The organism is Paenibacillus sp. FSL H7-0357, assembly GCF_000758525.1.
Classification (GTDB): Bacteria; Bacillota; Bacilli; order Paenibacillales; family Paenibacillaceae; genus Paenibacillus_AQ.
The window spans coordinates 502,769-527,346 of record NZ_CP009241.1; the positions used below are offsets into that span (position 1 = coordinate 502,769).

A 24,578-nucleotide genomic window follows, 5' to 3' on the forward strand; every position below is an offset into this window, starting at 1 on the left:
AGAGGAAAAAACCCGGAGAACCTTGATTATCTAAGGCTTTTTCCGGGTTTTTGAGGTTATTTCCTGGACCTGCTATCTACAGCCGGCTGGGTCGAATCTTACAAATCGTCGAACCCGTTGTCGTCGCCGACTTTGCCGTAATTGCGTGACTTGGCTTCGAAGAAATCGGTTTTGGTGGCGTTCAGCGCTTCGTCGGAGAAAGGCTTAATCCATGGCATGCAGTTAACGTCCACGCCTTTATAGGCTTTTTCCATGCCCATCAGGGTCAGGCGTTTGTTAGCGGTGTATTTGATATAATCGCTCAGCTCGTTCATGTCAATGCCGCGCACGTTGGTGAGCGTGTAGTGACCCCAGTTGGTTTCCAGCTCTACGGCGCGGTCGATGGTGCGGTACACATAATCCATATTCTCCGGAGTGTTGAGCTCTGGGAAATCCACGAGCAGCTGCTTGAACACTTCCGCGAAGAAGTAGCAATGCTGGTTCTCGTCGCGCTGGATGTAGGAGATCATCTGGCTGGTTGCCATCATCTTCTGGTCACGGGCCAGATTGTAGAAGAAAGCAAACGTGCTGTAGAAGAAAATCCCTTCCAGAATGAGATCGGCTACCAGCGCGCGGAAAAAGGTTTCCTTCGACGGCTCGTCGCGGAACTCCTGATAAATATCGGAGATGAACTGGTTGCGCTCCAGCAGGACCGGATCATGTTTCCAGTATTCGAAGATTTCCTTCTGCTCGCTGTCCGAAACGATGGAAGAGAGGACGTAGGAGTAGGATTGGTTATGCACAACCTCCTGCTGCCCGATGATCGCGGAGATCGCCTCCAGGGAAGAGTCGGTAAAATACCGCTTTACGTCGCCCACAAACATGGTCTGCATGGAGTCCAGTACCGCGAGCAGGGAGATGTTGATCTTGAACACACGCTGTTCTTCAGCCTCCAGCATCGGGAACTGCTGGGCGTCCTTGGACATCGGAATTTCATCGGCGATCCAGTGGTTGAGCAGCAGCACCTTGTACAGCTTATACATATGCGGCATGCGGATATCGTTCCAGTTCAGAATGCCCGAGCATTCCCCGTCAATGATGCGGGTAGACATATTCGGCGCTTCTGTATTAAAAATCTTTTGCAGTTGCATTTATATTCCCTCCTGTATTTTGCACTCAAACTGTGGATGGGTTCCCGCCGCCATGCCCTCTCGCCGGAACGGGCTTCCAAATGGAGAGGGGGAGCAAGCTTCCTGGCTCCTAAGGGGGTAACGGGAAAGTCACCCGGTAATTTTGTATGAATGGTTCTATTTATTCTTATAGAGGGAATTCATGTCGCTATTATGGGCTGTTTATCAAATAGAGCCCTTTTGTGAAAATTTAGCGGGCAGAATTCCCGTTCCTTGTGGGATTTTCAATCCAGGGGCACAGGTAGCGGCAGGAATTCCCGTTATTGATTAAAAACGGGTAGGAAATGGCTTGCTGCGCATTGAACAAGGAAGAGGAAGCCTGAATTGGTCAACCGCCAATTATGATATTGGGACATCGTTCGCGCAGCTAACTGGTGAATGCTTACTTTAAAAACCAGCGCTTAGTCACGGAGAGGAAGTTTGGAGCTGTAGGAGCGACAGCGACCGCCTGAAAGCTTTCCGAAGGAAAGCTCGCATCGAAAGCACAGGCTGTCATCGGATGTCGTCCGCTATGAGCGGTACAATCAAGACATCTGATGACAACAGCGGCCGGAAGCCCAAACATTTCTCGTAGTTACGAATACATCACCGTGTTTCTATTCAAGGCATGAAGACAATTAGCTGGCGCAAGATTCACACTCTTCTATGGTTAATGCACGGCTCCGCACATAATACGTCGACTTGAGTCCGCCCTTCCAGGCGTTCAAATGCAGGTTCAGGAAATCGGTGGCCTTGATGTCCGGCGTCACGTACAGATTGAAGCTCTGGCCCTGATCGACGTGGCGCTGGCGGGCTGAGGCCATGCGGATCGACCAGTTCTGGTCAATCAGGAACGCCGTTTTGTAGTACCAAATCGTCTTCTCAGACAGATCGGGTGCCGGGTTGGCGATCTTGTAGGTTGTTTTCTCCTCGTAGGAGAGCAGCTCGTACAGAGGATCAATACTGGCTGTGGAGCCGGCGATGATCGAGGTCGAGCCGTTTGGAGCAATCGCGAACATCCAGGCATTGCGTACGCCGTCTTTAGCTACTTCCTGCTGCAGCTCACGCCACTGCTCAGTTGTCACATATTTGCCTTCCTGCTCGCCGCTTGTATAACCGCGCGAGTCGAAGTAGGCTCCGGTATCCCAGTCGGAGCCGGCAAACTTAGGATAGCGGCCCTTCTCGCGGGCCAGCTCCATGCTGGAGTGTACCAACAGATAGTTGATGTGCTCATACAGGTGATTGTTGTATTCCACGGCTTCGTCGGACTCCCAGCGGATGCCCTCCAGCGCCAGCAGGTGATGCAGGCCGAAGGTGCCGAGGCCGACTGCACGGTATTGGCTGTTTGTGTACTGCGCCTGCAGCACTTCTATATTGTTAATGTCGATGACGTTGTCGAGCATGCGTACCTGAATCGGCACCAGCCGCTCCAGCACTCCGGCCGGGATGGCGCGTGCCAGGTGGATGGAGTTCAGGTTGCAGACTACGAAGTCGCCGGGAACCTTCGAGATAACGATCCGGGTCTGGCCGTCTTTGGTAACCAGCTCTTCACTCTCAATGACCGTTGGCGACTGGTTCTGCATAATTTCCGTGCACAGGTTGGAGGAGAAGACCATCCCCTGGTGCCGGTTCGGGTTGGAGCGGTTCACCGTATCGCGGTAGAACATGTAAGGTGTGCCGGTTTCCAGCTGTGATTTCATAATCCGCTTCATGATATCTATGGCCGGAACCGTAATTCGGGACAGCTCCAGATTGGCGGTAGCTTCGGCATATTTGTCGCGGAATGCGCCTTGGCCAAGCTTTTCGTCATAGAAATCCTCAAGGCCAAGTGCGCGGCCGTTCTCATCTTTCCAGCCCATTACCTTCTTCACCTCATGCGGACAGAAAAGGTTCCAGTGGCCGCGCGCTTCTACGGCCTCCATGAACAGATCCGGCAGGCAGACGCCGTGGAACACGTCATGCGCGCGCATCCGCTCGTCGCCGTTGTTCAGCTTCAGGTCGAGGAAGGCGAGAATATCTTTATGGAAGACGTCGAGGTAGACGGCAACTGCACCTTTGCGTGTGCCGAGCTGGTCGACGCTGACGGCGGTATTGTTCAGCTGGCGGATCCACGGGATAACACCGGAGCTGGTATTCTTGTGGCCGCGGATATCGGAGCCGCGGGCCCGTACCTTGCCGAGGTAGACGCCGATGCCGCCGCCCATTTTGCTCAGCCGGGCTACGTCAGTGTTGGAGTCGAAGATGCCTTCGAGCGAGTCGTCGACGGTGTCGATGAAGCAGCTGGAGAGCTGTCCGGCAACCTTTTTACCAGCGTTGGACATCGTTGGCGTTGCAGCCGTCATGTAGATGTTGCTCATCGCCCAGTAGGCTTCTTTAACCAGATCCAGACGTTTCTCTTCGGGCTCTGTGTGCATGAGGAACATGGCGATAATCATATAACGCTCCTGCGGAAGCTCCATCACACGCCCGTCAAAGTCATGGGCCAGATAACGGTCGGACAGGGTAAGCAAGCCGATGTAATCGAACAGCAGGTCGCGTGTATAATCAATGCAGCCGCCAAGCTCGGCAATCTGTTCTTTGGTGTAGTGGGTCAGAAGCTCTTCACGGTAGATGCCTTTCTTCACCAGATCGGAAATCAGCGGGTACAGCTCGCCGTATGGCTCATCCGGGTATGCTTTATAGCGGCGGTTAACCGCGGCTTTTTTGTATAGGGTCGTTAAAAGCGAGCGGGCGGCAGCGAACTTCCAGTCCGGTTCTTCTTTGGTTACGAGCTCAAGGGCGCTCATGGTGAAGGCGCTGCTGATTTCTTCTCCGCTGACCTCGCTCCGGCGAAGCTTGGACTGCACCCCGCGCAGCAAGGTTTCTTTGCTTAATTGCTCAAGGCCGTTCAGGATACGGTCGGCGTAAACGGAGAGGCGGATTTGATCAAAAGCCAATTGGCGGTTGTCGGGTTTCACTACGAGTTCTGGCATAGGGGATTCATCCTTTCGTATTTGGGTTTAATTTTCAATATTAAAAATTGATATATTATAGCGCAGAAAGCGGCCAGGAAATGGCGGCTCAGCCGGCATTTCAAAGCTGCCTTCGAAACAGGCGATAGGTCGTATCGCCTGCTAGAATCCGAGTCTGCGGAAAACAGAAGCTTAAAGTATACCATGAAATTTATATTTCCAAAAAGCTAAAGTACAGCAGGCTGCCAATGGATGATTTCCTTGCCGGCAAGGCTGGCCGGAATGTCGATAATCCGCTGGTTGCTGCTTCCCCGGTAGGGAAGGGTAGTATCTTTAAGCTCTTCTACAAATCGTCCGTCAATCACTACATGGCACAAGGCCAGCAGATTCCATTCCGGCGAGCCCGGAGAAGCCGTCAGCTCTTCATACGTATAACCGGTATAAATCCAAATTGAGAAATCCGGCAGCACAGCGCGAAGCTCATGAATGAAGCCCGCAGCCTCTTCTGCCGAGAAAAAAGGGTCCCCGCCGGCCAGCGTCAGGCCGTCCAGCAGCGGATTAGCGGCAATTTCAGCAATAATCTCACGCTGCCGCTCCAGGGTGAACACTTCACCGAAATTGAAATTCCACGTTTTCGGATTGAAGCAGCCCGGGCAGCGGTGGCGGCAGCCGCTGAGGAAGAGGACGGCCCGCATGCCCTCTCCCTCATTAATTGATTCCGGGTAGTAGCCGCAAATATTCATAGATGCTTGATGCGGTCTCTTACTTCGGCCTGCTTGGCGGCGTTGAAGCGGGTCTGGTAGTCGCCGGTCAAATATCCGGTTACCCGGCGCAGGCGGCGGATATGGGTATCATGCTCATGTGCGCCGCAGGAAGGGCAGTTCGTGCCGATAACCCCTTCATAGCCGCAGCCGGAGCAGCGGTCAATCGGGTGGTTAATGCTGAAATAGCTGATTTCCTGCTCCAGCGCGTAGCGGATGATTTTGACAAAAGCTGCCGGGTTGCTGCGGGCATTGCCGTTCAGTTCCACATAGGAAATGGCTCCGGCGTTGCAGTATTCATGGAAAGGGGCCTCAAGGCTAATCTTCTTGGCCGCACTGAGCTCGTAATACACTGGAATGTGGAAGGAGTTCGTATAATATTCGCGGTCGGTTACGCCGGGAATAGAGCCAAGCACCTTGTGGTCCACCTTGGTGAATTTGCCGGACAAGCCTTCGGCAGGTGTTGCAAACAGCGTGATGTTAAGATCAAGTTCTTCGCTCTTGCGGTCGCAGTACTCGCGCATATGGCGGACAACGGCGAGCGCTTTGGCATGGACTTCCATGTCCTCACCATGATGTTTGCCGTACATGGCTTTCATGCACTCCGCCATACCGATGAAGCCGAGCGACAGACTGCCGTGCTTCAGCAGCTCGCCTACGCTGTCCTCAGAAGCAAGCTGTTCGCCGCCTTCCCAGACGCCTTCGCGCATCATGAAATCGGAAGCTTTGGCTTTCTGGGCCGCCTGAATCCGGAAACGGTGCAGCAGGCCTTCCAGTGCAATATCCATATAATGATTCAGGTCGTCGTAGAAGCCTTCCTCGTCGGGAGCAAGACGGCGGCCTGTCACAGTGCCGTGAGCGAGGCCCAGACGGACCAGATTCAGGGTGTTGAAGGACAGATTGCCTTTGCCGGAGCAGTGATTGCGTCCGAAACGGTCGCCCAGTACCCGGGTGCGGCAGCCCATCGTAGCAAATTCAGTGTCCGGGTCAGCCGGATCATAGTACTGCATGTTGAGCGGAGCATCCAGATTGGCAAAGTTAGGATACAGTCTGCGTGCGGAACATTCGGCTGCTTTAAGGAACAGCTCATAGTTCGGATCGCCCTGCTGCTGGTTGACGCCTTGCTTGCATTTGAAGATTTGGATCGGAAACACCGGTGTTTCTCCGCTGCCGAGGCCGTTCATGGTAGCGGTCAGCAGGGAGCTGATCACAAGCTGGCCTTCGGGGGAGATGCAGGTGCCATAGTTGATGCTGGTAAAAGGAATCTGTCCGCCGGAACGGCTGGACATCGTATTGAGATTATGTATCATACTCTCTGCTGCCTGTAGTGTTTCGCTTTCGGTCTCTTTCTGCGCAAAGCGGAAGGCGCGCGGGTACTGCTCCGCCAGATCGCTGCGGCTCATCGTGATTTCGCCGAGGTGATCACCGGCTTGGCCTTCTTCAAAGTATTCCAGTCCCTTTCGGAACAGCTTGGCGAAGGATTTGGTCACATACGGGGCAAGATCGTAATCCAGTTTATTGGCGGATACGCCGCCGTACTGGGCATTTTGCTGGGATTGGAAAATAATCGCCACCAGCGACATTGCGGTCATAATCGAGTTCGGAGGACGGACACTGCCGTTGCCGGTATTGAAGCCTTCGCGGAGAAGGCGCTCAAACGGGATGAAGATGCAGTTGGTCGTTCCGATGGCGTATTGATCCAGATCGTGGACATACACGACATTATCCTGAATAGCCTGCACGAGCTGTGGCGGCATCGTGAAGTTGCGGGCATACCACTTGGAATATTCACTGCCGAATTTGCTCATTTTGCCGGAGAAGCTTTCTCCGTTCAAATTGGCATTCTCGCGCAGCAGATCCAAATCCCGGCTGTCGATAATATCCCGTCCCAAATGAATAACTTCCTCCAAAAGAACTTCCTGTGCAGCTTGTCCACCGTTGTACCGTTTCTCCAGCAGCGTCATTGTCTAGCTCTCTCCCCTCGGTATAGTAAGAACGAAGTATATACTTCCTGATAGCAGTAAAAAAGCATCTCCCGCCGAGGAGGCGGAAAATGCCCGAATGCGTACGAAATATCCTTACAAGGATATTTGCCGGTTGTCTTGATGAACATACAAGCAGGGGACAGGGGTAATCTCTGTCCTGTTCTTATATATTCCGCAGAAGCCGATACCTGAGGGCGATAACGGTTTATCGCCTTCAGGTATCGGCAGCCTTGGCTCCTTAAAACACGGGAAGGCTATGTCTGCTTGTGCAGGCCGCATTGCGGACACCTCACCTGGTCCTCGCAGGCATGAATGATGGTGTCGGCGAAACAGGCAGGTCTCCTGGCTTCCGGTGAATCTTCCGGCGCCTTCCCGAGAGCTTTACCGCCCCTCAGTGGCTATTGCCGGTAGACGCTGCTTCGCGGGCTTCAGAGAGCCTGCAGGCATCCGGTTACAGTGGCGGGACCACAGCGGATTTGCACCGCGTTTCCCTATTAAGCTTCAGCTCCCTATGAAAGAGCGAAACACCTGTTTCCACTATATTTTGTTGTCGTTAGATAAAAATAACCCAATATGTTGTGTTTGTAAACCATTTTTTGAAACTCCGCGCGGGGAGCGGGTTCTGCGGTTTTACTCACAAATGATCCACAGTTAGTCCACAGGTAATCCACAAGTTGGGTGCAAAAAGTGTCTGGATAAAGTCATAAATTGTCTTAAAAGATGCCACAAAGAATCCATAAATATAGTGAGCGTGACACTGGAGTGCCTAACGGAGAAATATGGGGAGGCGAAGGTTACGGAGGGTGTTAAATGGAGCAACAATCTTCACGGCGATTTGTGGGTGTGCGGCGGAGTTGCTACAATAAGAACAGGCCGGAGACATATATCAGGAGTTTCAGGTTTATAGTCCGGAATGAGTTACCACGAGGAAGTTTCCATAAAGGGTTTTGCTTTACAGCATATTAAGGAGGGATTCAGGATGGCTATTGGCGAAGTAACCGTAATTCCGATCGGCACAGGCAGCACTAGCCTTAGCAGCTATGTGGCCGATATGCAGCGTGTGCTCAGGGGAGTGGAAGGGATCACTTATGAGCTTACATCCATGGGGACGATTATCGAAGGGCCGATCCCGCGGATTCTCGCTGCCGTAGAAGCGCTGCATGAGTCACCTTTCGCTGCCGGGGCGCAGCGGGTATCCACGTCGCTGAAGATTGATGACCGCCGCGACAAGCCGTCTACAAGCCGCAGCAAGCTGCAGTCCGTTGAACGCAAGCTGGAGGAGAATTGAAGCCCAGATGTTGTAAAAAAATGTTGCGTTTTTGGCTGGAAGTTGTATAATATTTTTTGTTTGACAGAAAAAATGCTTTAAGCTGGTGTAGCTCAGGGGTAGAGCAACGCACTCGTAATGCGTAGGCCGGGGGTTCAATTCCCTTCACCAGCATCCTTAACAACTCAATCATGGCGCGGTTTTCCGGATTTCGGAGGCTGCGCTTTTTTGTTGCAGTTTCTGATTAAAGGAATTATGTTCATCTGATTATTTAGTCTCAAGTTTTTTCTTTTTCTCTTCTATAAGTTGCTTTACGGGATACAGTTCAAGATCTTTAACGCCCACTTCCTCTATAAAAGAATCGACCTTAACCGGGTCCTCATCCCACCAGCCCAGAGCAAGAGGCTCTGGATCAGTGGGTACCTGGTTGATTTTTATCTTTGATCCTTGTGTTGGTATGCGGACCCACAAAAGTTTTGACCTTGACAGTTACGTTGAACAAGAACCCGCCCTTTTGTACACGTTCGATTTTTATGATCTCTGCATCATACAGTCCGTATTGCCGTGGAGAGCCAAAATATCCGTTTACTGCATTTTGGATCGCTGGGTTTAGTGCAGTAAGTAGAGCGTCTTTGCATAACTGTTCCTTCTCTTCCGGATCGGCTCTGACGCCAGGGGCCAGTAAGAGGCTACACATCAGTAAAGTGACCATTGAGAATTTCTTCAAGAGCTAAGCGCTAGTCTGAATAAGCACACCCATTAAAACTTTCAGGTCCGACACGGTTAACGTTTACAGTGCTGTTCACAAATAAGGAATAGATGATCTCATCTGCTGGAGCGGGATTGTAGTCAGAGCCTATTAAGTAAAGCGGGAACAAATTAGTAGGTGTTGTTGCACCGGGATTTAACTGAAGCCGGTTTGAAGCAACTATGGGATCGGTAGCTGCACTCCCCCTAACCACAAACAGGTTTAACGTGATAAATCCTCCTGAAAACACAAAAAAAGTTGCGACGCCATTGAACTGTACCCTAATAGGGCCCTGAGATCCGGCAGTGGTTAATCCAATCTGGCCAATTAATACATTTTGGTTTGCTGTCAATCCTGCGCCATTCATGCTGCCGGCAATGCTAGCGTTTTGAGAAGTCCGAGCATCGAGTAAACGTGTCATATATCTAGCCTCCCATAGTTTTTGAGATATGGTATGCAGCTATTCCGAAGAGTTCGTCCGCAGGGAGGCAATCATTTAGAGACGGCTGGCCGCCAAGAGTTGTAATACATCCTTCACTAGCTTGTCTCATTGGAAACTGCGGGATTATGGCGGTCAGGATGAATGAGTAAACGGATTCCAGAGTGGGCCAATATGTAGAAATTGCACAGCGGGGGATAGCGGTTATACAGCGGCAGTTATTTTGAGGGGCTGGCAAAGGCGAAGGGAGGGGAATTCCCTCCCTCCTGTCATTAAATAAAAAACGGGAGTAAGAACAAACCAGTAATGGCGCCAAAAGGAATCCGTCTCTGGATAAAGCGGCGTCTGGGGAAAAAACCTGGATGGAAACCGAATTGTCTGTAGGTAGAGTTTTTTGCGGGCATACCCTGAAACATCTCATTTGTGGGAATAGCAAGAGTAACAAAATCCTGGTCTACATGGGCAATAAACCCATCATGAGACTGACCATCCGTAGTAGTTACACCAACGTACTTATTCATGCAACTCCAAGCGACTTGTTGATAATTATTTGCTTCCATAAAATAATACCTCCTCTGATAAATACATCCTGACAACAGTCTATGGACTATAACCTACATTGTTGACGGCGAATGCCCATTAATTATTATTTGATGTATTACATTCTTAAGGAGGGAATGTTCATAATCTGACCTTCCCAAACAAGGCTCATGTATCCATTCTTTAACTAGTCATAGGGCCTTCCGGATGCACAGTGGAATAGTAAAATTGAACCCGCGGCAAACCAATGACGGCTAACCTTGCTTTAGCCAGATCGCCGCTGTTCAATTCTTTTTGAATCTCTGGATTTGGAAAAAGTTGCAGCATCAAGCAAAGCCGGGGCCTTAACCTTGGAATAGGCAGCCAGCCATCTGCCATTTCTTCTACCGTCGAGAGGAACTTTACAAAACCTTATTGAACCTTATAATGAGTAGTGAAGCGCCGCAAAGATCATACAGAACCTAATTGAACCTTACAGATAGGTGTGGGTTACGCTCATAATGCTTAAGCCGGGGGCAATTTCCTTCACCAGCATCTCAAAAAAACTATATGCGGCGCGGTTTTCCGGATTCCCGGTGGGCTGCGCCTTTCCTTTGTTGCAGAGAGGGGGCAGGATGTTATGCGATGCCTGACTATACGGCAGCCTTGGGCGACGCTCATTGCTCTTGGTGAAAAATCATTCGAGACCCGTTCCTGGAGAACGGCTTACCGGGGTGAAATCGCCATTCATGCCGGTTTGAAGATTGATAAGGCAGTATGCTTACGGGAGCCTTTCCAATCGGTGCTCGCCCGTCATGGTCTTACAGCGGACAATTTGCCTGCCGGAGTGATTGTAGCGACAGGATCGCTGATAAACTGTTATGAAGTTACAGCTGGTATGGCTGAAGAAGGCTGGCCCTACGGCAGCGAATATATCTTTGGAGATTATAGGGAGGGACGGTTTGCCTGGGAACTGACGGGGGTCACTCCGCTTGAGGACAACATTCCGGCCAAAGGCCGACTGGGCTTCTGGGAGCATCCTGTTCTGCAAAGAAAGCGGTGAAGCGCTTATGGAATTTCAGACCGGCAAGTCTAACTGGATAGACGGAAAATGTTATGACAGTACCGGCGGTTCGGTGAAATATAGGTATGAATGGGATGCTGTCCGGGTATCTTTTTAAATATAGGGCTTTGTGTATCTTATCTCTGCCGGAGCCAATCAGGTGTTCAGGAAGGAGCGTATGCATAGGAAATGGGCAGTCTTCTTATTGCGTGGCTTTGCATGTTATGTTTATTTCTTACGTTTAAGGATAAGGTAAGCCGGAGAATTCTATATCCCGTGGCGCTGGTAGTTATTTTCGGCACATTGGGTTATTGGAAGGTTTTAATGTAATTTATAGCGGGTACTTTACAGGTCTTGCCGACTCCCATGGCGAGGCCTGTTTTTATTCTTCAACGCACCAAAGGCTATAGGCTTGCTTGAGGGCCGGATTTGTTTTTGTACTGTTCCTCATAGCTGTGGTAGCCGGAGATATCGAGTCCCAGGTATTTGCGCATATGGATAGCGGCCTGTGCAGCGATGACGTCATCCAGCAGCAGCATCCGTTCATGATATCCCCGGCATATAAATTTGGCCTCGATGCCGACCTGGAGCCGCTGCTGTTCATAGACCTTAATTCCGCGTTTCCTCATTTCGGCGCGCACATCCCTCAGATCGGCAGTAGCCGCATTCGCAGCAGTACGGAGAACATCCATGTATGGGGCGGGGGTCCGCAGTTGTGTCGACATAATGGCTGAATCCCGTTCAAAGGCTGATAAAATCAGCGGAAGCAATATATAGGATTTGACCAGTGTATTATCGTTACTCTCCGCTCTATGCATAAATTCAATCACCTCTAATAAGAACGTATATTCGTATTTTAACCGATTATTCAAAAATTAATCAATGGAATTTCTAAACAACTGAAACAATGTGACATAATTCACAAAATAATTATAAGAATTATTTTATATTAAAATTGAAATAATAAATATTGAAAAATAAAGCTCATTGATAAGGAGAATTGTGATGAATTATGAGGGAAGTCTCCGCCGCGGGTTGTTGTTCGGGTTGTTTCTAAGTGTTCCACTATGGATGTCCATGATCGGCTGGGTTCAGCTGTTATAAAATATACAAATTCTAAGTCCGGCTGTTGCCCGCTGACTTATGTAAATTGACAATGACTAAAAACTGCTGCCAAGAGCTGGTGACAGTTTTTTTGCCGTTTCGACATAAGTTGAAAAGTGGTTCGAATATACTAATTTTTAATATTGAAAATTTGTTTTATATGATCGGCAAATACAACGAAACCCTTATGTGATGCGGGATTGAGGACTTTTTTAGAGAATCTATCAAAAAAAATAAGGAATAGATTGACAAACGGAGGGGTGAAGAGATAGACTGATTCTAGTCCGAAAGTAACAAAAGTCATAGACTACATAGAATACAACTGTTACCAACTTCTCATGTATAATCGCAAACCGTTCGAAAGAGCGGGACGCAAAGTCAGGAATCTACAGCACTCTAAAGGTGCCATGATCGTCCGGCCGCCATGAAGCTAACCCTTCTTGGCGGTCTTTTTGTTGTTACGGGCTAATCTGTGCATTCATAGAATAGTTACATAGGAGGTGCACATCGTTGTTGAAGAAAAAATCATTAGCCTTGATTCTGACGGGGATTTTAACCATCGGCAATATGCTTCATCCGGGGATCAATGCAGAGGCGGCAAGCATGCCGTACACCCCAACACCGGTGCTGGGAGTCGCCGGGAATTTCAACGCCTTTATCTTTGGAGATTTCGCGCAAAGCAATGACCAGATCCACGGACGGCTTGCTGCTGCAGGGAACATTACTCTTCAAGGATATGGCGTATCCAAGGATGCTGTAGGCGGAGATGTGCTTATCGCCGGCAAAAACATCGACTTTTCAAATGGAACAGTTTATGGCACCTCTGTGTATGGAGGCAGCATGAAAAGTTCAGGAGCTGATCTTAAAGGAGGTACGCGGCAGGATCATCCGATCGATTTTCAAGCTGAGGAGCAATTTTTGATTCAGCGTTCGAGTGAACTAGCTGCTCTGAAACAAACGCAGCCCTTTGTCAGAGATGGAGGGAAAATGACGATTAACGCTCCGGATTCCTTTAATGTCATTCATTTGACTGCTGCGGATTTGGCGGTTACCAACGGTCTCCAGTTCAACATTGCAGGAAATGCCACGGTAATTATCAATGTAAGCGGGAATAAGGTCGTCATTCCGGATTTTCAAATGTGGAACGGCAAACCTCACAATGTGCTGTTCAACTTCTACGAAGCTTCTTCTGTAGCAAATGGCAACACAACCATTGAAGGAACCATGTTAGCGCCTCATGCCTTTGTGGCATTCAGCCGAGCTGAGCTGCATGGTACCCTTATTGCAAAAGGATTCAGCGGTTATATTCAGATGCATCATCATACCTTTGAGGGAACGGTGCCGCCAGTCGGGCCGACGCCGACACCAACGCCGACGGCGACGCCAACACCGACGCCGACACCGACACCAACGGCGACACCAACGCCGACACCAACGGCGACGCCAACACCAACGCCGACACCGACACCAACGGCGACGCCAACACCGACACCGACACCGACGCCGACACCAACACCAACGGCGACGCCAACACCAACACCAACACCAACGCCGGTACCGACGCCGACACCAACGGCGACGCCAACACCGACACCAACGCCAACACCGACACCGACACCGACACCGACACCAACACCAACAGCAACGCCAACACCGACGGCGACGCCAACACCGACACCAACGCCAATACCGACGCCGACACCAACACCAACGCCGGTACCGACGCCGACACCAACGCCGGTGCCAACGGCGACGCCAACACCAACACCGACGCCGACACCAACGCCAACACCGGTGCCGACACCGACGCCAACACCGGTGCCGACACCAACGCCAACACCGGTGCCGACACCAACGCCAACACCGGTGCCAACACCAACACCGGTGCCGACACCGACGCCAACACCGGTACCGACACCAACGCCGACATCAACGCCAACACCGGTGCCAACACCAACACCGGTACCGACACCAACGCCAACGCCGACACCAACGCCAACACCGGTGCCAACACCAACGCCGGTACCAACACCGGTGCCAACACCGACACCAACACCGACACCGACACCAACGCCAACACCGACACCGGTGCCAACACCGACACCAACGCCGGTACCGACGCCGACACCGACACCGGTGCCAACACCGACACCAACGCCGGTACCGACACCAACACCAGCGCCAACACCGGTACCAACGGCGACACCAGTGCCGACACCAGTGCCGACACCAGTGCCAACGGTAGAACCAACGCCAGCGCCGACAAGCGTAACGCCAACGGTAGACCCGACGCCAGCACCGACGAGTGTAGCGCCAACGGTAGAACCAACGCCAGCGCCGACGAGTGTAGCGCCAACGGTAGAACCAACGCCAGCGCCGACAAGCGTAACGCCAACGGTAGACCCGACGCCAGCGCCGACAAGTGTAGTGCCAACGGTAGACCCGACACCAGCACCGACGAGTGTAGCGCCAACAGTAGACCCGACGCCAGCGCCGACACCAACGGTGATTGGTACGAATGACGATCAGGAGATTACGATTGATGAGGATCCGCTGCCTTTGGGCCCTGTGACCACACCTTCGCCTGTGCAGCCAACGCCGGAGACTACTCCAGCGACTGATCCAGTACCTGCTCCGGTACCGGATGAAGAGATTGTTCTTGATGAAGAAATTCCGCTGGGGCCAGTGGATCCAGCCGAGAGTCTGCCGCAGACGGGTGAAGCCAGCCCGGCACCTTATTATATTACCGGTCTCGCTATTGCCGGAGTAGGTCTGCTGCTGAGCAGAACGGCAAGAACCAGCAGACGAAAACGCTGAGGCTTTCATTGAATCACACTCGGGCCAATAACAGTCCAGACGCCATGTTCTAAACATAATTCAGGCCGCTTACGGGAGAGAAAATCCCGGAAGCGGCCTTTTTATAGGGTGTTTCCTAAGTTTTGAGGGTTATTATACAACAATGCTTTAGATTTCAATCCATCTGTTATATGTACATTTCTCGCAGGCGAGGCTACCATGTTATACTATGCAGAAATCATTGCGGAGCCCGCATGATTGTGACTGGAGTATCCCACAGCTACGAGAAGGAAAGGTGAGAATATTCATGTGGAGTGTAATTATACTGGCGATTATTATCGTCATTGCCGGAGGATTGACCTATGCGGGTTTCTTTTTCTATGGAGTGGCGATCCATCGGGCGCCTAAGGAGTTTTTGGCGAATTCACCTGCGCTGAAGGTAGATCCGCCGGTGGCTGGAGCATCCTGGGGAGAAGGGGCGGAGTGGATCGCCCGGCAGAGCTTCCGGAATGTCGACATGAGCTCAGAGGATGGACTGAAGCTGCGGGGTTATTATCTGCCGTCAGAGCGGGCAGCCGGACGTACAGCAATCGTTGCCCACGGCTATTCCGGCAAAGCAAAGGATATGGGGGCCTACGCCAAGATTTATTATGAAAACCTGGGCTATAATGTGCTGATTCCCGATGCCAGGGGACATGGTGAAAGCACAGGCAATTACATAGGATTTGGCTGGCCCGAACGCCGGGATTATGTAAAATGGATCGAATACATCATTGAAGAGAATGGGCTGCAGGCGCAGATTGTGCTGCATGGGGTGTCTATGGGCGGAGCAACGGTGATGATGACTGCGGGTGAAGAGCTTCCGCCGCAGGTGAAGGCGGTTGTTGCCGACTGCGGGTATAGTTCGGTCAAAGCACAGCTCTCTTATCAGCTCTGGCGGATGTATCATCTGCCAAGCTTTCCCTTCGTGCAGATTGCCAGTCTGATTACCCGGCTGAAAGCAGGCTATTTCTTCGGTGAGGCATCAGCGCTGAAGCAGGTGCGTAAGGCACGGGTGCCGATCCTGTTCATCCATGGTGATGCCGATAAGTTCGTACCCTATGCCATGATGGACAAAGTGTACCAGGCATGCCGCAGCCCCAAGGACAAGTTTGTAGTGCATGACGCAGGGCATGGGCTTTCTTATGATACGGATAAGGCGGGATATGTCAGCAAGGTAAGTGAGTTTGTTAACCGGTACGTGAAGTAGTCCAATAACCCCGGAAAGTAGACGCGCCTACGTTCGGGTGTGTTTAATCCCTGAGTCGATCGAGTGTATTAGTTATGTACCTGTTAATGTATTGCGCAATGTATTCACATGATCATTAAAGTATCATCTCTCTATCGCTTTGTACTTTACGGTAGAAAGATGATACTTTTAAGAATGAGGGGAGTATATTGATAAAAAGATGTTCTAATCAGTTTCATTGTAAGTGATTGCTTTTGAGAATAATTCGAATTGTTTGTCTTTGGTGTATTTATTTGTTATTTGAGCTTCATAAGTGTACGAGAGCCCATTATGACGAGCGTAAATTAATAATGAATCATTAATTTCTGTATAGAGAAGCTCGAGACCATTTACAGTTTTTGTGTTCATGTTATTAGCAAATTCTACTTCAATGTCGCTTACAGAAAGTGTAGCTACTTTGTCGCCCTCATATGGACCATAAAGCAACTCAATGCTTTTATCATAGGCTTCTGCGTTCTCTTTTTCACCCTTATTGTCGGTGTAAGTTAGTATAACTGTATTTTGAGGGAGTTTATCGGTTTCCAATCCTTTTTTAACAATTATTTCCTTAATATCCAAATCAGCAATTTTGGGTGTTTCGGTGAGAGGACTAAGTTTCTTAACTTTTTCGTTAGCTTTCGCGAGATCAGCATCTCCAGATGAGGAACATCCTAAAATTGAAGCCAGTGTAAGTACCAAAAAAATGAATGCTATTGTTTTGCTTTTTTTAATCATATGCCCTCCTTAGAGTCAATAAAGATTTTATCAGGACCTTTATCGAGGTCCTGATAAAATCTTAAACTTATTTAATTGAATTTACAAAATCCCAAAGTTGTGACTCATCAATCCCTGATTTTGCAATTACAAAATGACTTGCTCCCTTAAAGTGCCAATTAAATACCTTAATGCCTTTTTCTTTGCTTTCTAAATATTGTCCCAGTACTCCATTAATTTCAATTTGTTTTACATTTTCATCAACAAGATCAATCTCCATTTTTTTTGTAGTGTAATCTATCCAATTACTTGGTTCAGTTTGATCTCTATAACGTATGGTAACTTCTTTAACGGAATCTTCATTTAGATTTCGAAGTGATTTACTGATTTTTTCTGGTGGTGTGTTATAAATAACACTTTCTTGTTTGAAGTTATCAGGCAGAACTGATGGCAAATGAAGATCAATATTATCCATAAGTGTTTCAGCCTCTTTTAGATCAATTGTTTCGGCAGATGAAATAATTCCATGCCCACCTGATACAGGATTATTATCTGGGGTAGTTTCAGGAGATGCTAAGACTGTTCCAAATGCTGTTGTAAGTACGAGAAGTGAAATCAGAGTAATTAAATATCTCTTAATAATCATAAGCATAAACAACTCCTTTTAATTTTATTAATTAGTTGTATAAGCAAATCTATCATATCGAACATTCATCTGAGCACCATCAAGACCCGATGGATCAGCATAAACTGTCATCTCTGTATAGAGGCTCCCCATGTTTGCTGTATAATCCATATTTACAGAAATCTGTGTGCCATTAATAGTTCGTGTATACCAGTCTAAGAATCTCTTTTCCCTTAAATCTACAATTTTATAAAGTCCAAATTGAGCTCCAGTTGGATTGCTGGCTCCATTACTTGTTGTTACATTGAAAAATCTCAACGTAGTGGGTGTATTGCTATTTCCTTGCGCTGTTTCTGACCTCCAATATGAATAAGCTAAGTTAGGGTAACCTGAGCCATTGAGTGCATCCCCATAAGCTTTTTTTGTGGAATTAGGATAAAAAATACTTTGTAGATCAGCATATGCATTAGTTGAATAAAAAATTCCTGCTATTAGAAAAGTTGTTAAAAAGGCAAGCATATATGCAACTAAATTTTTCATTTTAAACTCATTTCTAATTGTTTTCATCATGCTAATTTACCTCCAATTTTTAATTTTAAAAAAACATGAATTTCCTATTTTCTTGATAATCACCTCTATTATTATATATTTGTTAAGTTTTACTATTTCTAGTATATCACAAGTATAGGAAAAATATGTCGATTCTTCGGAAGCTTTACAGGGTCTAAAGCCCTTTCTTTTCGACAAAATTCTATTTTTTGTAGGAAAAATAACATTTTTTTGTAAAATATATTATTGCAAATTGAATTTTAATAATATGTGAATTGGTATATATTTTACACAAATTCACTTGTGGAAGTAGTAAAATGTAAAAAACTAAGGCGCCTTGAATCGGGGGTTCAATTAAGGATATCAATAAACTTTTTGACATAAGACTTATTAATTGAAGAAGATGCTTTTTTTATTCTTAGTCCTAAGGTTTCTTCAGGCATTTGTTCAAAGCACCCTAAGTAGGAAATGCTTTTCTCCCAGAATCTCGGAGAGCCTTCTTAAAGTCGGAAAAGAAGCAGAGATTTCATTTCGTTCAATGTAAACGATCGATGTAAGGCTAACCTCAGCGACCTGGGCGAATTCTTCATCGTCAGCTCCTTTTTACCGGGCATATTATACGAGCTCCAGGAGAATTAAGCAGCTTTTCGAACTGAACGACGTTGGACAACGACTTCCTTCTTATAATTTATGCGCCAGAGGTACTAACTGCACGGACAACCCTGGCAGCGTCTCACGGCGATGCAGACAAATTTATTCGTGCCTTTCCACATGAGGAATGAGCTGTATGAGGCATGTAACAGCCCAAAAGAGAAATTCGTGGTTCATGGCGCAGGGCATGGACTTGCGTATGACACGGATAAGGCCGGATACATCGGCAAAGTAAGCCAGTTTGTTGCCCGTTATGTACATTAGTTCCGGATAAACCCCTAGAAAGTAGACGCGCCCGATCTCCGCAAGCTGCGGATATCGGGCGCTTATATGTTCCACATATGGCGGCGTTCCTTGCAACGGGGAACGGTACGTCCATATCTTCTCGTATATTTAATCCCCCGCCGTTTGTGAGCGAAACGGGTGTCGTAATTCCCTGTTATTTCCAGCAGCCGTATGGCGAGAATAATCCTTCCAAAACGACAAAAGCCCTACCTCTCTTTTGTCCTTGCGGCTCCGTGGCCGCGCCAGTGTGAATCGGAATGCTATGTTCGAATTTAGTCTCATAAAAAGGAAGAGTCATGCAAGAAAACGTAAGATTTTGTGTCCAAAATGCCGATAATAAATAGAAAGTAACCAATCGGCCTGACATCTTCTTGATGGGGATGTATATACACGAAAACAAATATTACTTTATTATATCACGGAGTATATAGTAATGCAAGTAGAACATAAGCAGCAGGGTAAGGCTGGAAATGGGGGAACAGATGAATATATACGGGGTGTTTTTGAAGAAGCAAATCAGAAATTATTTTTTTGGCTCCGTGATTGCCGTGCTGGCGGTGGGAAGCCTGTTGCTGCTCTCTTCGCTGGAGATAAGTGCGGTGGAGTATTCCCGCCTGCTAATCGTATTGCTGCTCTCTTTTTCAATTATGGCAATCACGGAAGTCAGTGTGTTCATGAATCAACTCAAACCGATACGGACTGCAATGAAAGAACAGCGGCCTACGCTGGCCATGCTGGAGGAAGCTTATCTCTATACCCATCGAATGCCCAGAAATGCAGTACAGCGGATTCTAGGCCCGCATCTTCTCGGGTTATCCTTGCCGGCGGCCCTAATGACCTTCTGGATGATTCACACCGGATTAATCAACCTCCCTTATTTCTATCTGCTGCTGGCCATGGTCGGGGCGACTCTGGTGGCGTGCATGCATGCGCTGATCGAATTTTTCCTGACCTGCTCGGCCATTGTTCCGCTAATTAAAGAATTCAGAAACCGGGCTTTGGATATGTATAATGTGGATTTCTCGCTGGAAGGGCATGTATTTGTAGCCATCCGCCCAAAATTTCTGATCAGCTGCATGCTGATCGGGACGTTTCCGCTGTTTCTTTTCATCATGGCAACACATATCCGCATGGACAGCCTCAACAGCAGTTCGCTTGCCGGCTTGCAGAGTTATTGGGCTTGGGCAGGGATGGTGCTGATGGTAGGTATATTATTCTCCTCCATTGCCGCCTGGCTCCTGACTAACAGCGTTCAACACCCGATCAATGAACTATACAAGGCAATGAATAACGTCAAGGACGGGCGCCTCTTGCAGGTGCAGGATGAATATTCCGATGAATTTTCCAAGCTGGTGGCCGGGTTTAATATGATGGTGCGGGGGCTTCAGGCCCGGGAACAGCAGAACAGACAGCTTCTGGACAGCTACTTCACCACGCTTGCCGTAGCTCTGGATGCGCGTGATTCCTATACTGCGGGACATTCACTGCGGGTGGCGGAGTACTCGGTCATTATTGGACAATTGGCGGGGCTGACGGGCCAAAGGCTCGATGACCTGCGGAAATCAGCTCTGCTGCATGATATCGGCAAAATCGGTGTGCCCGACAATGTCCTGTTTAAAGAGGGAAATCTTACAGATGAGGAATTTGATCAGATTAAGAGCCATCCGGTGCTTGGGGAAAATATTTTGCGGCAGATTGAGCCTGTGGAGAAGATGGCGCCCTACATAAGTGGAGTCCGCTCACATCATGAGCGTTACGACGGCAAAGGTTATCCGGATGGCCTTGTCGGAACGTCCATCCCGCTGCATGGCAGAATCATTGCTGTAGCCGATGCCTACGACGCTATGACATCGGACCGCCCCTACCGGAAAGGGATGGATCATGAGCGGGCGCTGGCTATTCTGGAACAGGGCAGAGGAAGCCAGTGGGATCCTGAAATCGCCGGGTTATTCCTGGCATACTTCGGGAAGTCGGCAAGTTCAGAAGAAACGGATGTTCCCGGAAGGGCGGGGTGAAACGGGCTGGCAGGGTGTTGCTTGCTGTTTATCCTAATATTTCTTGCGGAAGCGGATACCATCCAATTTATGGAGGTATCCGCTTCTCGTTGCGTGCCTATTTTGTGAACTGGTCTTTAAAACCGACAATTAACGACTACATTCATTGAAGGATTGAGGGTAGACCGTTATAATTATTAAGTCTGGATTTTAATTAAAAAATAAGGGAGAATTTTATGAAACGCGCAGATGTGCTGCTGGTTTCCATCGTGCTCATTGCCGCTCTCGCTTTTCTTGCACCGAGGTGGTTTTCAGACGATAAAGGCGGCCCGGGGAAAAATCTTGTGGCCAATATAATGGTGGACGGCAAGCTGTTCAAGACGGTTCAGCTTACAGAGGAAGATCAAACGGTAGAAGTCCGTACCGATCGCGGGTATAACATTTTAAAAGTGCATGATTATGGTATTGAAATGTATGACGCCGACTGTCCCGACAAGGTATGTCTAGGTTTTGGGTTTATTACCTTGCCCAAGCAGACGATCGTCTGTTTGCCGCACAGGGTATTAGTAGAAATTGCAGGCGCGTCGGGAGGAGATGAAATAGATGCCTATGTCCAGTAGTGAATCTTCAACGGCCCTGAAAAGAACGGTGATTGTAGCGCTCTTTGCCGCAGTGGCGGTTGTGCTAAGTATTATGGAAGCCCAGATTCCACTCGCAGGGATGGGGCTGATGCCCGGTGCCAAGCTGGGATTTGCCAACATTATGATTTTGACCTGCATTTATTTTTTGCGCGCACGTGACGCATTTGTACTTGTAATCCTCAAGACCTTGCTTACCGCATTTTTGCTGGGTACCTTCTCAAGTCTGCTGTTCAGCTTATTTGGCTCTTTGTTCAGCTTTGTAGTCATGTACCTGCTCGTCCGGTTTGGCGGGAAAAGACTCAGTGTCATTGGGATCAGTATTGCCGGCGGACTGGCCCACAACACAGGGCAGCTGCTCGCCGCTTCCATAGTGTTGAAATCATCGAGCACGTTCTACTACTTTCCGATGCTGCTGATTACCGGAGTGGTAACAGGGATTGTCGTCGGTTTCGCGGTGCGTTATGTGGTAGCCTCGTTATCCAAAATATCGCTGTTTGAAGAGTTCTTGGGCGGAACGGGTCACTAGCTGGGAAGGATGACTAACATGAATGAATTTAACAATGAGCTGGAAGCTGGAGCGGAACCGCCAGTGATCTCACTGGCAGGCGTATCGTTTGGATATAACCCGGAGCACCCGATCCTCCAGAATATTACACTATCTATCCAGCAGGGGGAATGGGTAAGCATCGTGGGACCGAACGGCTGCGGCAAGTCAACGCTGGTCAAGCTGCTGAATGCCCTGCTGCCTAAAAGTGCCGGAGAGATCTTCATCTGCGGCCATAAACTGCAGGAAGAGAATATTGGAACGATCCGTCAGTGCATTGGCATGGTGTTCCAGAACCCTGACAACCAGTTTATCGGGGCAACGGTAGAGGAAGACATCGTATTCGGCCTGGAGGGGCTGTGTTTACCCTACGCGGAGATGGAGGAACGGCTGAAATCCTATGCCATGAAGCTGGGGATCGGCCATCTGCTGGCCAAGCATCCCGGCGAGCTGTCGGGAGGCCAGAAGCAGCGGGTCGCTATTGCCTCCATTCTAGCCATGAAGCCAGGCATCGTCATCTTTGACGAGGCCTCTTCCATGTTGGACGAAGGAAGCCGGAACGAGCTGATGGGCATTTTGCAGGATATGCGCGCGGAAGGGAACTATACCCTTCTAATGATTACACACGATGCCGATGAAATCCTGGCCTCGGATCGCGTGCTGGCCCTGCACGGGGGTGGACTGGCGGCAGATGTAACCCCTGCGGAATTGTTCCGGAATGAAGAGCTTCTGGAGAAGTGCCACCTGCGGGAGCCGTATCCTTGGCAGCTTGCCCGTGAACTGCAGAACCTGGGGATTAAGGTGGATGTTCCCGCCAGTGAAAAGGAGCTTATAGACACATTATGGCCATACAACTACAACAAGTAAGCTACACCTACGCGGACCGGAGCCTCTGGAGGCAGACAGCGCTGCACGGGATTAATCTTAACATCCCCAGCGGATCGATGGTGGGCATTGCCGGGGCAACCGGCTCGGGAAAATCGACACTTCTGCAGCTGTTCAACGGAATTCTGAAGCCGACGGAGGGGGCGGTCAGTGTCCTTGATGTAACTATCCGTGCCGGCGAGAAATCTCCGAAGCTGCTTCCGCTGCGCCGCCGGGTCGGTCTGGTCTTTCAGTTTCCCGAGCAGCAGATGTTTGAGGAGACGGTAGAGAAGGATCTGTGCTTCGGCCCGCTTAACTTTGGCATGAGTCTTGAGGAAGCCAAGGAGCGCACACGCAAGGCGATGACAGACATGGGGCTGGATCTTGGACTGCTGGAGCGCAATCCGTTCCGTCTAAGCGGCGGACAGATGCGCAAGGCGGCCATCGCTTCGGTGCTGGCCATGGACCCGGATATCGTTGTGCTGGATGAACCGACAGCGACACTCGACCCGATCAGCAGGGCGGAGCTGATCGGGCTGCTGGAGCGGCTCTGCCGCGAGCAGGGCCGGACGATTATCATCGTGACGCACCGGATGGATGAGCTGCTTCCCTATGCCGACCGCTGGGTCCTGCTTAAGGAAGGCGAGCTGGCTTTTCAGGGCACTAGCCAGGAGCTTGCTGCCGATTCGGATATTCTGGAACGCTGCGGCCTGACGGTGCCGCAGTCGCTCCGCTACTGGCGGGCGGTTGCCGACCGCTTCGGTCTTGCGGGGGAGAAGCCCCGGTTGACCGCGGGCAGCCTCGCCGAGCTGATTGCTTCGCTGCCTGGAGCAGCGGAGGGCCCGGGCCTTGCAGGAAAGAGGGATAGCTATGAATGATCGGCTGCTGCTCGGGCGCAGCATTGAGACCGGCTCCTGGGTACACAAGCTGGATGCCCGGGCCAAGATCATCGGGATGATCTTATATTTAGTTGTTATTTTACTGTCGCATTCATGGATGGCGATGGCGCTGCTGGCCGTATTTTCGATAGCGGTCATGTCATCAACCCGAATATCGCTTAAATATTTCGTCAAGGCGGCGAAGCCGCTGCGTTATTTAATGTTGTTTATCTTTGTCGTTCAAGCCCTGACCGTTAAGGAAGGCGATGCGGTTTTCTCTATCGGCTCTTTTTCGCTGCATGAAGGCGGGCTGCGGCTGGCCGCGTTTTCCGTCATTCGCATGTTTTTCCTGATCACCTTCACAGCCTTGCTTACCTTCACTACAAAACCTGCGAAGCTGAACCGGGGTCTGGAGGGCATCCTGACCCCGTTCAAAAAGCTGGGGCTGTCGCCGGAACGGATTACGCTGATGATCAGCATCGCCCTGCGCTTCATTCCGACGATTCTCGACGAATCGCAGATCATCATGAAGGCGCAAGCCTCACGCGGAGCCGACCTGAAGGAGCTGCCGCTTAAGGAAAAGGGGCGGATGCTCGTCTCGCTGCTTGTGCCGGTAATCTCCAGCGCCTTCCGGCGCGCTCAGGATTTGGTCTATTCCATGGAAGCCCGCGGGTTCCGCATGGATGCGCCGCGCAGCCGGTATCACCGCCTCAGGTGGGGCTGGGCCGATACTGTTTTTGTCGCTATGTTCATCATCATGGGAGTTGCAGTAGCATTATTGTAAT

The 24,578-nt window shown here is 49.7% G+C and carries 22 protein-coding genes, 1 tRNA gene, 1 pseudogene and 2 riboswitches; of the genes and pseudogenes, 12 read left to right on the forward strand and 12 right to left on the reverse strand.

What is annotated here, in order from left to right:
- Positions 1-98: 98 nt before the first annotated feature.
- The 4 genes from H70357_RS02230 to H70357_RS02245 all read right to left on the reverse strand — a co-directional run bounded on the left by H70357_RS02230 (position 99) and on the right by H70357_RS02245 (position 6,824).
- Positions 99-1,130 (reverse strand): ribonucleotide-diphosphate reductase subunit beta, encoded by a 1,032-nt coding sequence (locus H70357_RS02230; RefSeq protein WP_038585280.1) that lies wholly within the window; start codon positions 1,128-1,130, stop codon positions 99-101.
- Between the two features lie 656 nt (positions 1,131-1,786).
- Positions 1,787-4,120, reverse strand: coding sequence for a ribonucleoside-diphosphate reductase subunit alpha (locus tag H70357_RS02235; protein WP_038585282.1), 2,334 nt, complete (start codon positions 4,118-4,120; stop codon positions 1,787-1,789).
- A 206-nt stretch (positions 4,121-4,326) separates the two neighbouring features.
- Positions 4,327-4,842, reverse strand: coding sequence for an anaerobic ribonucleoside-triphosphate reductase activating protein (gene nrdG / locus H70357_RS02240; RefSeq protein WP_038585284.1), 516 nt, complete (start codon positions 4,840-4,842; stop codon positions 4,327-4,329).
- The gene (locus H70357_RS02245; protein ID WP_038585287.1) at positions 4,839-6,824 is read right to left on the reverse strand and encodes an anaerobic ribonucleoside triphosphate reductase; all 1,986 of its coding nucleotides are present in this window, start codon (positions 6,822-6,824) and stop codon (positions 4,839-4,841) included. Before H70357_RS02245 ends, nrdG begins: the two co-directional genes overlap by 4 nt.
- A gap of 336 nt (positions 6,825-7,160) precedes the next feature.
- Positions 7,161-7,392: riboswitch (cobalamin riboswitch) on the reverse strand.
- Positions 7,393-7,824: 432 nt separating this feature from the next.
- On the opposite strand from H70357_RS02245, the gene H70357_RS02250 reads away from it, so the two are divergent.
- Positions 7,825-8,133 carry an MTH1187 family thiamine-binding protein gene (locus H70357_RS02250; protein ID WP_038585290.1) on the forward strand — a complete coding sequence of 103 codons (309 nt, stop codon included), beginning with the start codon at positions 7,825-7,827 and terminating at the stop codon, positions 8,131-8,133.
- Positions 8,134-8,214: 81 nt separating this feature from the next.
- Positions 8,215-8,286 (forward strand) — tRNA-Thr (locus H70357_RS02255).
- Between the two features lie 238 nt (positions 8,287-8,524).
- Here the strand turns inward: H70357_RS02255 and H70357_RS37005 are convergent.
- The 3 genes from H70357_RS37005 to H70357_RS02270 all read right to left on the reverse strand — a co-directional run bounded on the left by H70357_RS37005 (position 8,525) and on the right by H70357_RS02270 (position 9,859).
- Positions 8,525-8,824: a DUF3888 domain-containing protein gene (locus H70357_RS37005; protein WP_038585293.1), complete on the reverse strand. Its 300-nt coding sequence runs from the start codon at positions 8,822-8,824 to the stop codon at positions 8,525-8,527.
- Positions 8,825-8,849: 25 nt separating this feature from the next.
- Positions 8,850-9,281, reverse strand: a complete 432-nt coding sequence (locus tag H70357_RS02265; protein ID WP_038585295.1) for a hypothetical protein — start codon at positions 9,279-9,281, stop codon at positions 8,850-8,852.
- A gap of 290 nt (positions 9,282-9,571) precedes the next feature.
- The gene (locus H70357_RS02270) at positions 9,572-9,859 is read right to left on the reverse strand and encodes a hypothetical protein (protein WP_038585298.1); all 288 of its coding nucleotides are present in this window, start codon (positions 9,857-9,859) and stop codon (positions 9,572-9,574) included.
- A 599-nt stretch (positions 9,860-10,458) separates the two neighbouring features.
- Here H70357_RS02270 and H70357_RS02275 point away from each other — a divergent pair.
- The gene (locus tag H70357_RS02275) at positions 10,459-10,881 is read left to right on the forward strand and encodes an ASCH domain-containing protein (protein WP_038585300.1); all 423 of its coding nucleotides are present in this window, start codon (positions 10,459-10,461) and stop codon (positions 10,879-10,881) included.
- A 404-nt stretch (positions 10,882-11,285) separates the two neighbouring features.
- On the opposite strand, the gene H70357_RS02280 is transcribed toward H70357_RS02275, so the two are convergent.
- Positions 11,286-11,699 (reverse strand): YhjD family protein, encoded by a 414-nt coding sequence (locus tag H70357_RS02280; RefSeq protein ID WP_052091766.1) that lies wholly within the window; start codon positions 11,697-11,699, stop codon positions 11,286-11,288.
- Positions 11,700-12,322: 623 nt separating this feature from the next.
- A riboswitch (cyclic di-GMP riboswitch) is annotated at positions 12,323-12,412 on the forward strand.
- An 83-nt stretch (positions 12,413-12,495) separates the two neighbouring features.
- Between H70357_RS02280 and H70357_RS34920 the strand changes: the two genes are divergently transcribed.
- Both H70357_RS34920 and H70357_RS02295 read left to right on the forward strand, forming a co-directional pair.
- Positions 12,496-14,802 (forward strand): collagen-binding domain-containing protein, encoded by a 2,307-nt coding sequence (locus tag H70357_RS34920; protein WP_081965653.1) that lies wholly within the window; start codon positions 12,496-12,498, stop codon positions 14,800-14,802.
- A 286-nt stretch (positions 14,803-15,088) separates the two neighbouring features.
- Positions 15,089-16,030, forward strand: a complete 942-nt coding sequence (locus tag H70357_RS02295) for an alpha/beta hydrolase (RefSeq protein WP_038585304.1) — start codon at positions 15,089-15,091, stop codon at positions 16,028-16,030.
- 204 nt (positions 16,031-16,234) lie between these two features.
- On the opposite strand, the gene H70357_RS02300 is transcribed toward H70357_RS02295, so the two are convergent.
- The 4 genes and pseudogenes from H70357_RS02300 to H70357_RS37010 all read right to left on the reverse strand — a co-directional run.
- Positions 16,235-16,783, reverse strand: coding sequence for a hypothetical protein (locus H70357_RS02300; RefSeq protein WP_038585307.1), 549 nt, complete (start codon positions 16,781-16,783; stop codon positions 16,235-16,237).
- Between the two features lie 67 nt (positions 16,784-16,850).
- Entirely contained in the window at positions 16,851-17,408 is a 558-nt protein-coding gene (locus H70357_RS02305) for a DUF4367 domain-containing protein (RefSeq protein WP_197073645.1), read from the reverse strand.
- 27 nt (positions 17,409-17,435) lie between these two features.
- Complete coding sequence (locus tag H70357_RS02310) at positions 17,436-17,957, reverse strand: hypothetical protein (protein WP_038585310.1); 522 nt, start codon at positions 17,955-17,957, stop codon at positions 17,436-17,438.
- Positions 17,958-18,383: 426 nt separating this feature from the next.
- Positions 18,384-18,512, reverse strand: a pseudogene (locus H70357_RS37010) (hypothetical protein); the annotation flags it as partial.
- Positions 18,513-18,677: 165 nt separating this feature from the next.
- On the opposite strand from H70357_RS37010, the gene H70357_RS35620 reads away from it, so the two are divergent.
- From H70357_RS35620 to H70357_RS02345, 7 genes are all read left to right on the forward strand, one after another.
- Entirely contained in the window at positions 18,678-18,851 is a 174-nt protein-coding gene (locus H70357_RS35620) for an alpha/beta hydrolase (RefSeq protein WP_197073646.1), read from the forward strand.
- A gap of 503 nt (positions 18,852-19,354) precedes the next feature.
- Positions 19,355-20,887, forward strand: coding sequence for an HD domain-containing phosphohydrolase (locus tag H70357_RS02320; protein ID WP_052092416.1), 1,533 nt, complete (start codon positions 19,355-19,357; stop codon positions 20,885-20,887).
- 215 nt (positions 20,888-21,102) lie between these two features.
- Entirely contained in the window at positions 21,103-21,486 is a 384-nt protein-coding gene (locus tag H70357_RS02325; RefSeq protein WP_038585316.1) for a NusG domain II-containing protein, read from the forward strand.
- On the forward strand, positions 21,470-22,033 hold the full coding sequence (locus tag H70357_RS02330) for a Gx transporter family protein (protein ID WP_038585320.1): 564 nt from the start codon (positions 21,470-21,472) through the stop codon (positions 22,031-22,033). Before H70357_RS02325 ends, H70357_RS02330 begins: the two co-directional genes overlap by 17 nt.
- Positions 22,034-22,051: 18 nt before the next feature.
- Positions 22,052-22,918, forward strand: a complete 867-nt coding sequence (locus tag H70357_RS02335) for an ATP-binding cassette domain-containing protein (RefSeq protein WP_038585323.1) — start codon at positions 22,052-22,054, stop codon at positions 22,916-22,918.
- On the forward strand, positions 22,894-23,793 hold the full coding sequence (locus H70357_RS02340; protein ID WP_038585325.1) for an energy-coupling factor transporter ATPase: 900 nt from the start codon (positions 22,894-22,896) through the stop codon (positions 23,791-23,793). Before H70357_RS02335 ends, H70357_RS02340 begins: the two co-directional genes overlap by 25 nt.
- Entirely contained in the window at positions 23,786-24,577 is a 792-nt protein-coding gene (locus H70357_RS02345; protein WP_038585328.1) for an energy-coupling factor transporter transmembrane component T family protein, read from the forward strand. The genes H70357_RS02340 and H70357_RS02345 overlap by 8 nt, the downstream gene beginning before the upstream one ends.
- Position 24,578: the final 1 nt, after the last annotated feature.

Bases quoted from the DNA above. Each gene is read 5' to 3' on its own strand.
- H70357_RS02230 (WP_038585280.1), bottom strand. From the start codon at position 1,130: ATGCAACTGCAAAAGATTTTTAATACAGAAGCGCCGAATATGTCTACC.
- H70357_RS02235 (WP_038585282.1), bottom strand. From the start codon at position 4,120: ATGCCAGAACTCGTAGTGAAACCCGACAACCGCCAATTGGCTTTTGAT.
- nrdG (WP_038585284.1), bottom strand. From the start codon at position 4,842: ATGAATATTTGCGGCTACTACCCGGAATCAATTAATGAGGGAGAGGGC.
- H70357_RS02245 (WP_038585287.1), bottom strand. From the start codon at position 6,824: ATGACGCTGCTGGAGAAACGGTACAACGGTGGACAAGCTGCACAGGAA.
- H70357_RS02250 (WP_038585290.1), top strand. From the start codon at position 7,825: ATGGCTATTGGCGAAGTAACCGTAATTCCGATCGGCACAGGCAGCACT.
- H70357_RS37005 (WP_038585293.1), bottom strand. From the start codon at position 8,824: ATGGTCACTTTACTGATGTGTAGCCTCTTACTGGCCCCTGGCGTCAGA.
- H70357_RS02265 (WP_038585295.1), bottom strand. From the start codon at position 9,281: ATGACACGTTTACTCGATGCTCGGACTTCTCAAAACGCTAGCATTGCC.
- H70357_RS02270 (WP_038585298.1), bottom strand. From the start codon at position 9,859: ATGGAAGCAAATAATTATCAACAAGTCGCTTGGAGTTGCATGAATAAG.
- H70357_RS02275 (WP_038585300.1), top strand. From the start codon at position 10,459: ATGCGATGCCTGACTATACGGCAGCCTTGGGCGACGCTCATTGCTCTT.
- H70357_RS02280 (WP_052091766.1), bottom strand. From the start codon at position 11,699: ATGCATAGAGCGGAGAGTAACGATAATACACTGGTCAAATCCTATATA.
- H70357_RS02295 (WP_038585304.1), top strand. From the start codon at position 15,089: ATGTGGAGTGTAATTATACTGGCGATTATTATCGTCATTGCCGGAGGA.
- H70357_RS02300 (WP_038585307.1), bottom strand. From the start codon at position 16,783: ATGATTAAAAAAAGCAAAACAATAGCATTCATTTTTTTGGTACTTACA.
- H70357_RS02305 (WP_197073645.1), bottom strand. From the start codon at position 17,408: ATGATTATTAAGAGATATTTAATTACTCTGATTTCACTTCTCGTACTT.
- H70357_RS02310 (WP_038585310.1), bottom strand. From the start codon at position 17,957: ATGATGAAAACAATTAGAAATGAGTTTAAAATGAAAAATTTAGTTGCA.
- H70357_RS35620 (WP_197073646.1), top strand. From the start codon at position 18,678: ATGCAGACAAATTTATTCGTGCCTTTCCACATGAGGAATGAGCTGTAT.
- H70357_RS02320 (WP_052092416.1), top strand. From the start codon at position 19,355: ATGAATATATACGGGGTGTTTTTGAAGAAGCAAATCAGAAATTATTTT.
- H70357_RS02325 (WP_038585316.1), top strand. From the start codon at position 21,103: ATGAAACGCGCAGATGTGCTGCTGGTTTCCATCGTGCTCATTGCCGCT.
- H70357_RS02330 (WP_038585320.1), top strand. From the start codon at position 21,470: ATGCCTATGTCCAGTAGTGAATCTTCAACGGCCCTGAAAAGAACGGTG.
- H70357_RS02335 (WP_038585323.1), top strand. From the start codon at position 22,052: ATGAATGAATTTAACAATGAGCTGGAAGCTGGAGCGGAACCGCCAGTG.
- H70357_RS02340 (WP_038585325.1), top strand. From the start codon at position 22,894: ATGGCCATACAACTACAACAAGTAAGCTACACCTACGCGGACCGGAGC.
- H70357_RS02345 (WP_038585328.1), top strand. From the start codon at position 23,786: ATGAATGATCGGCTGCTGCTCGGGCGCAGCATTGAGACCGGCTCCTGG.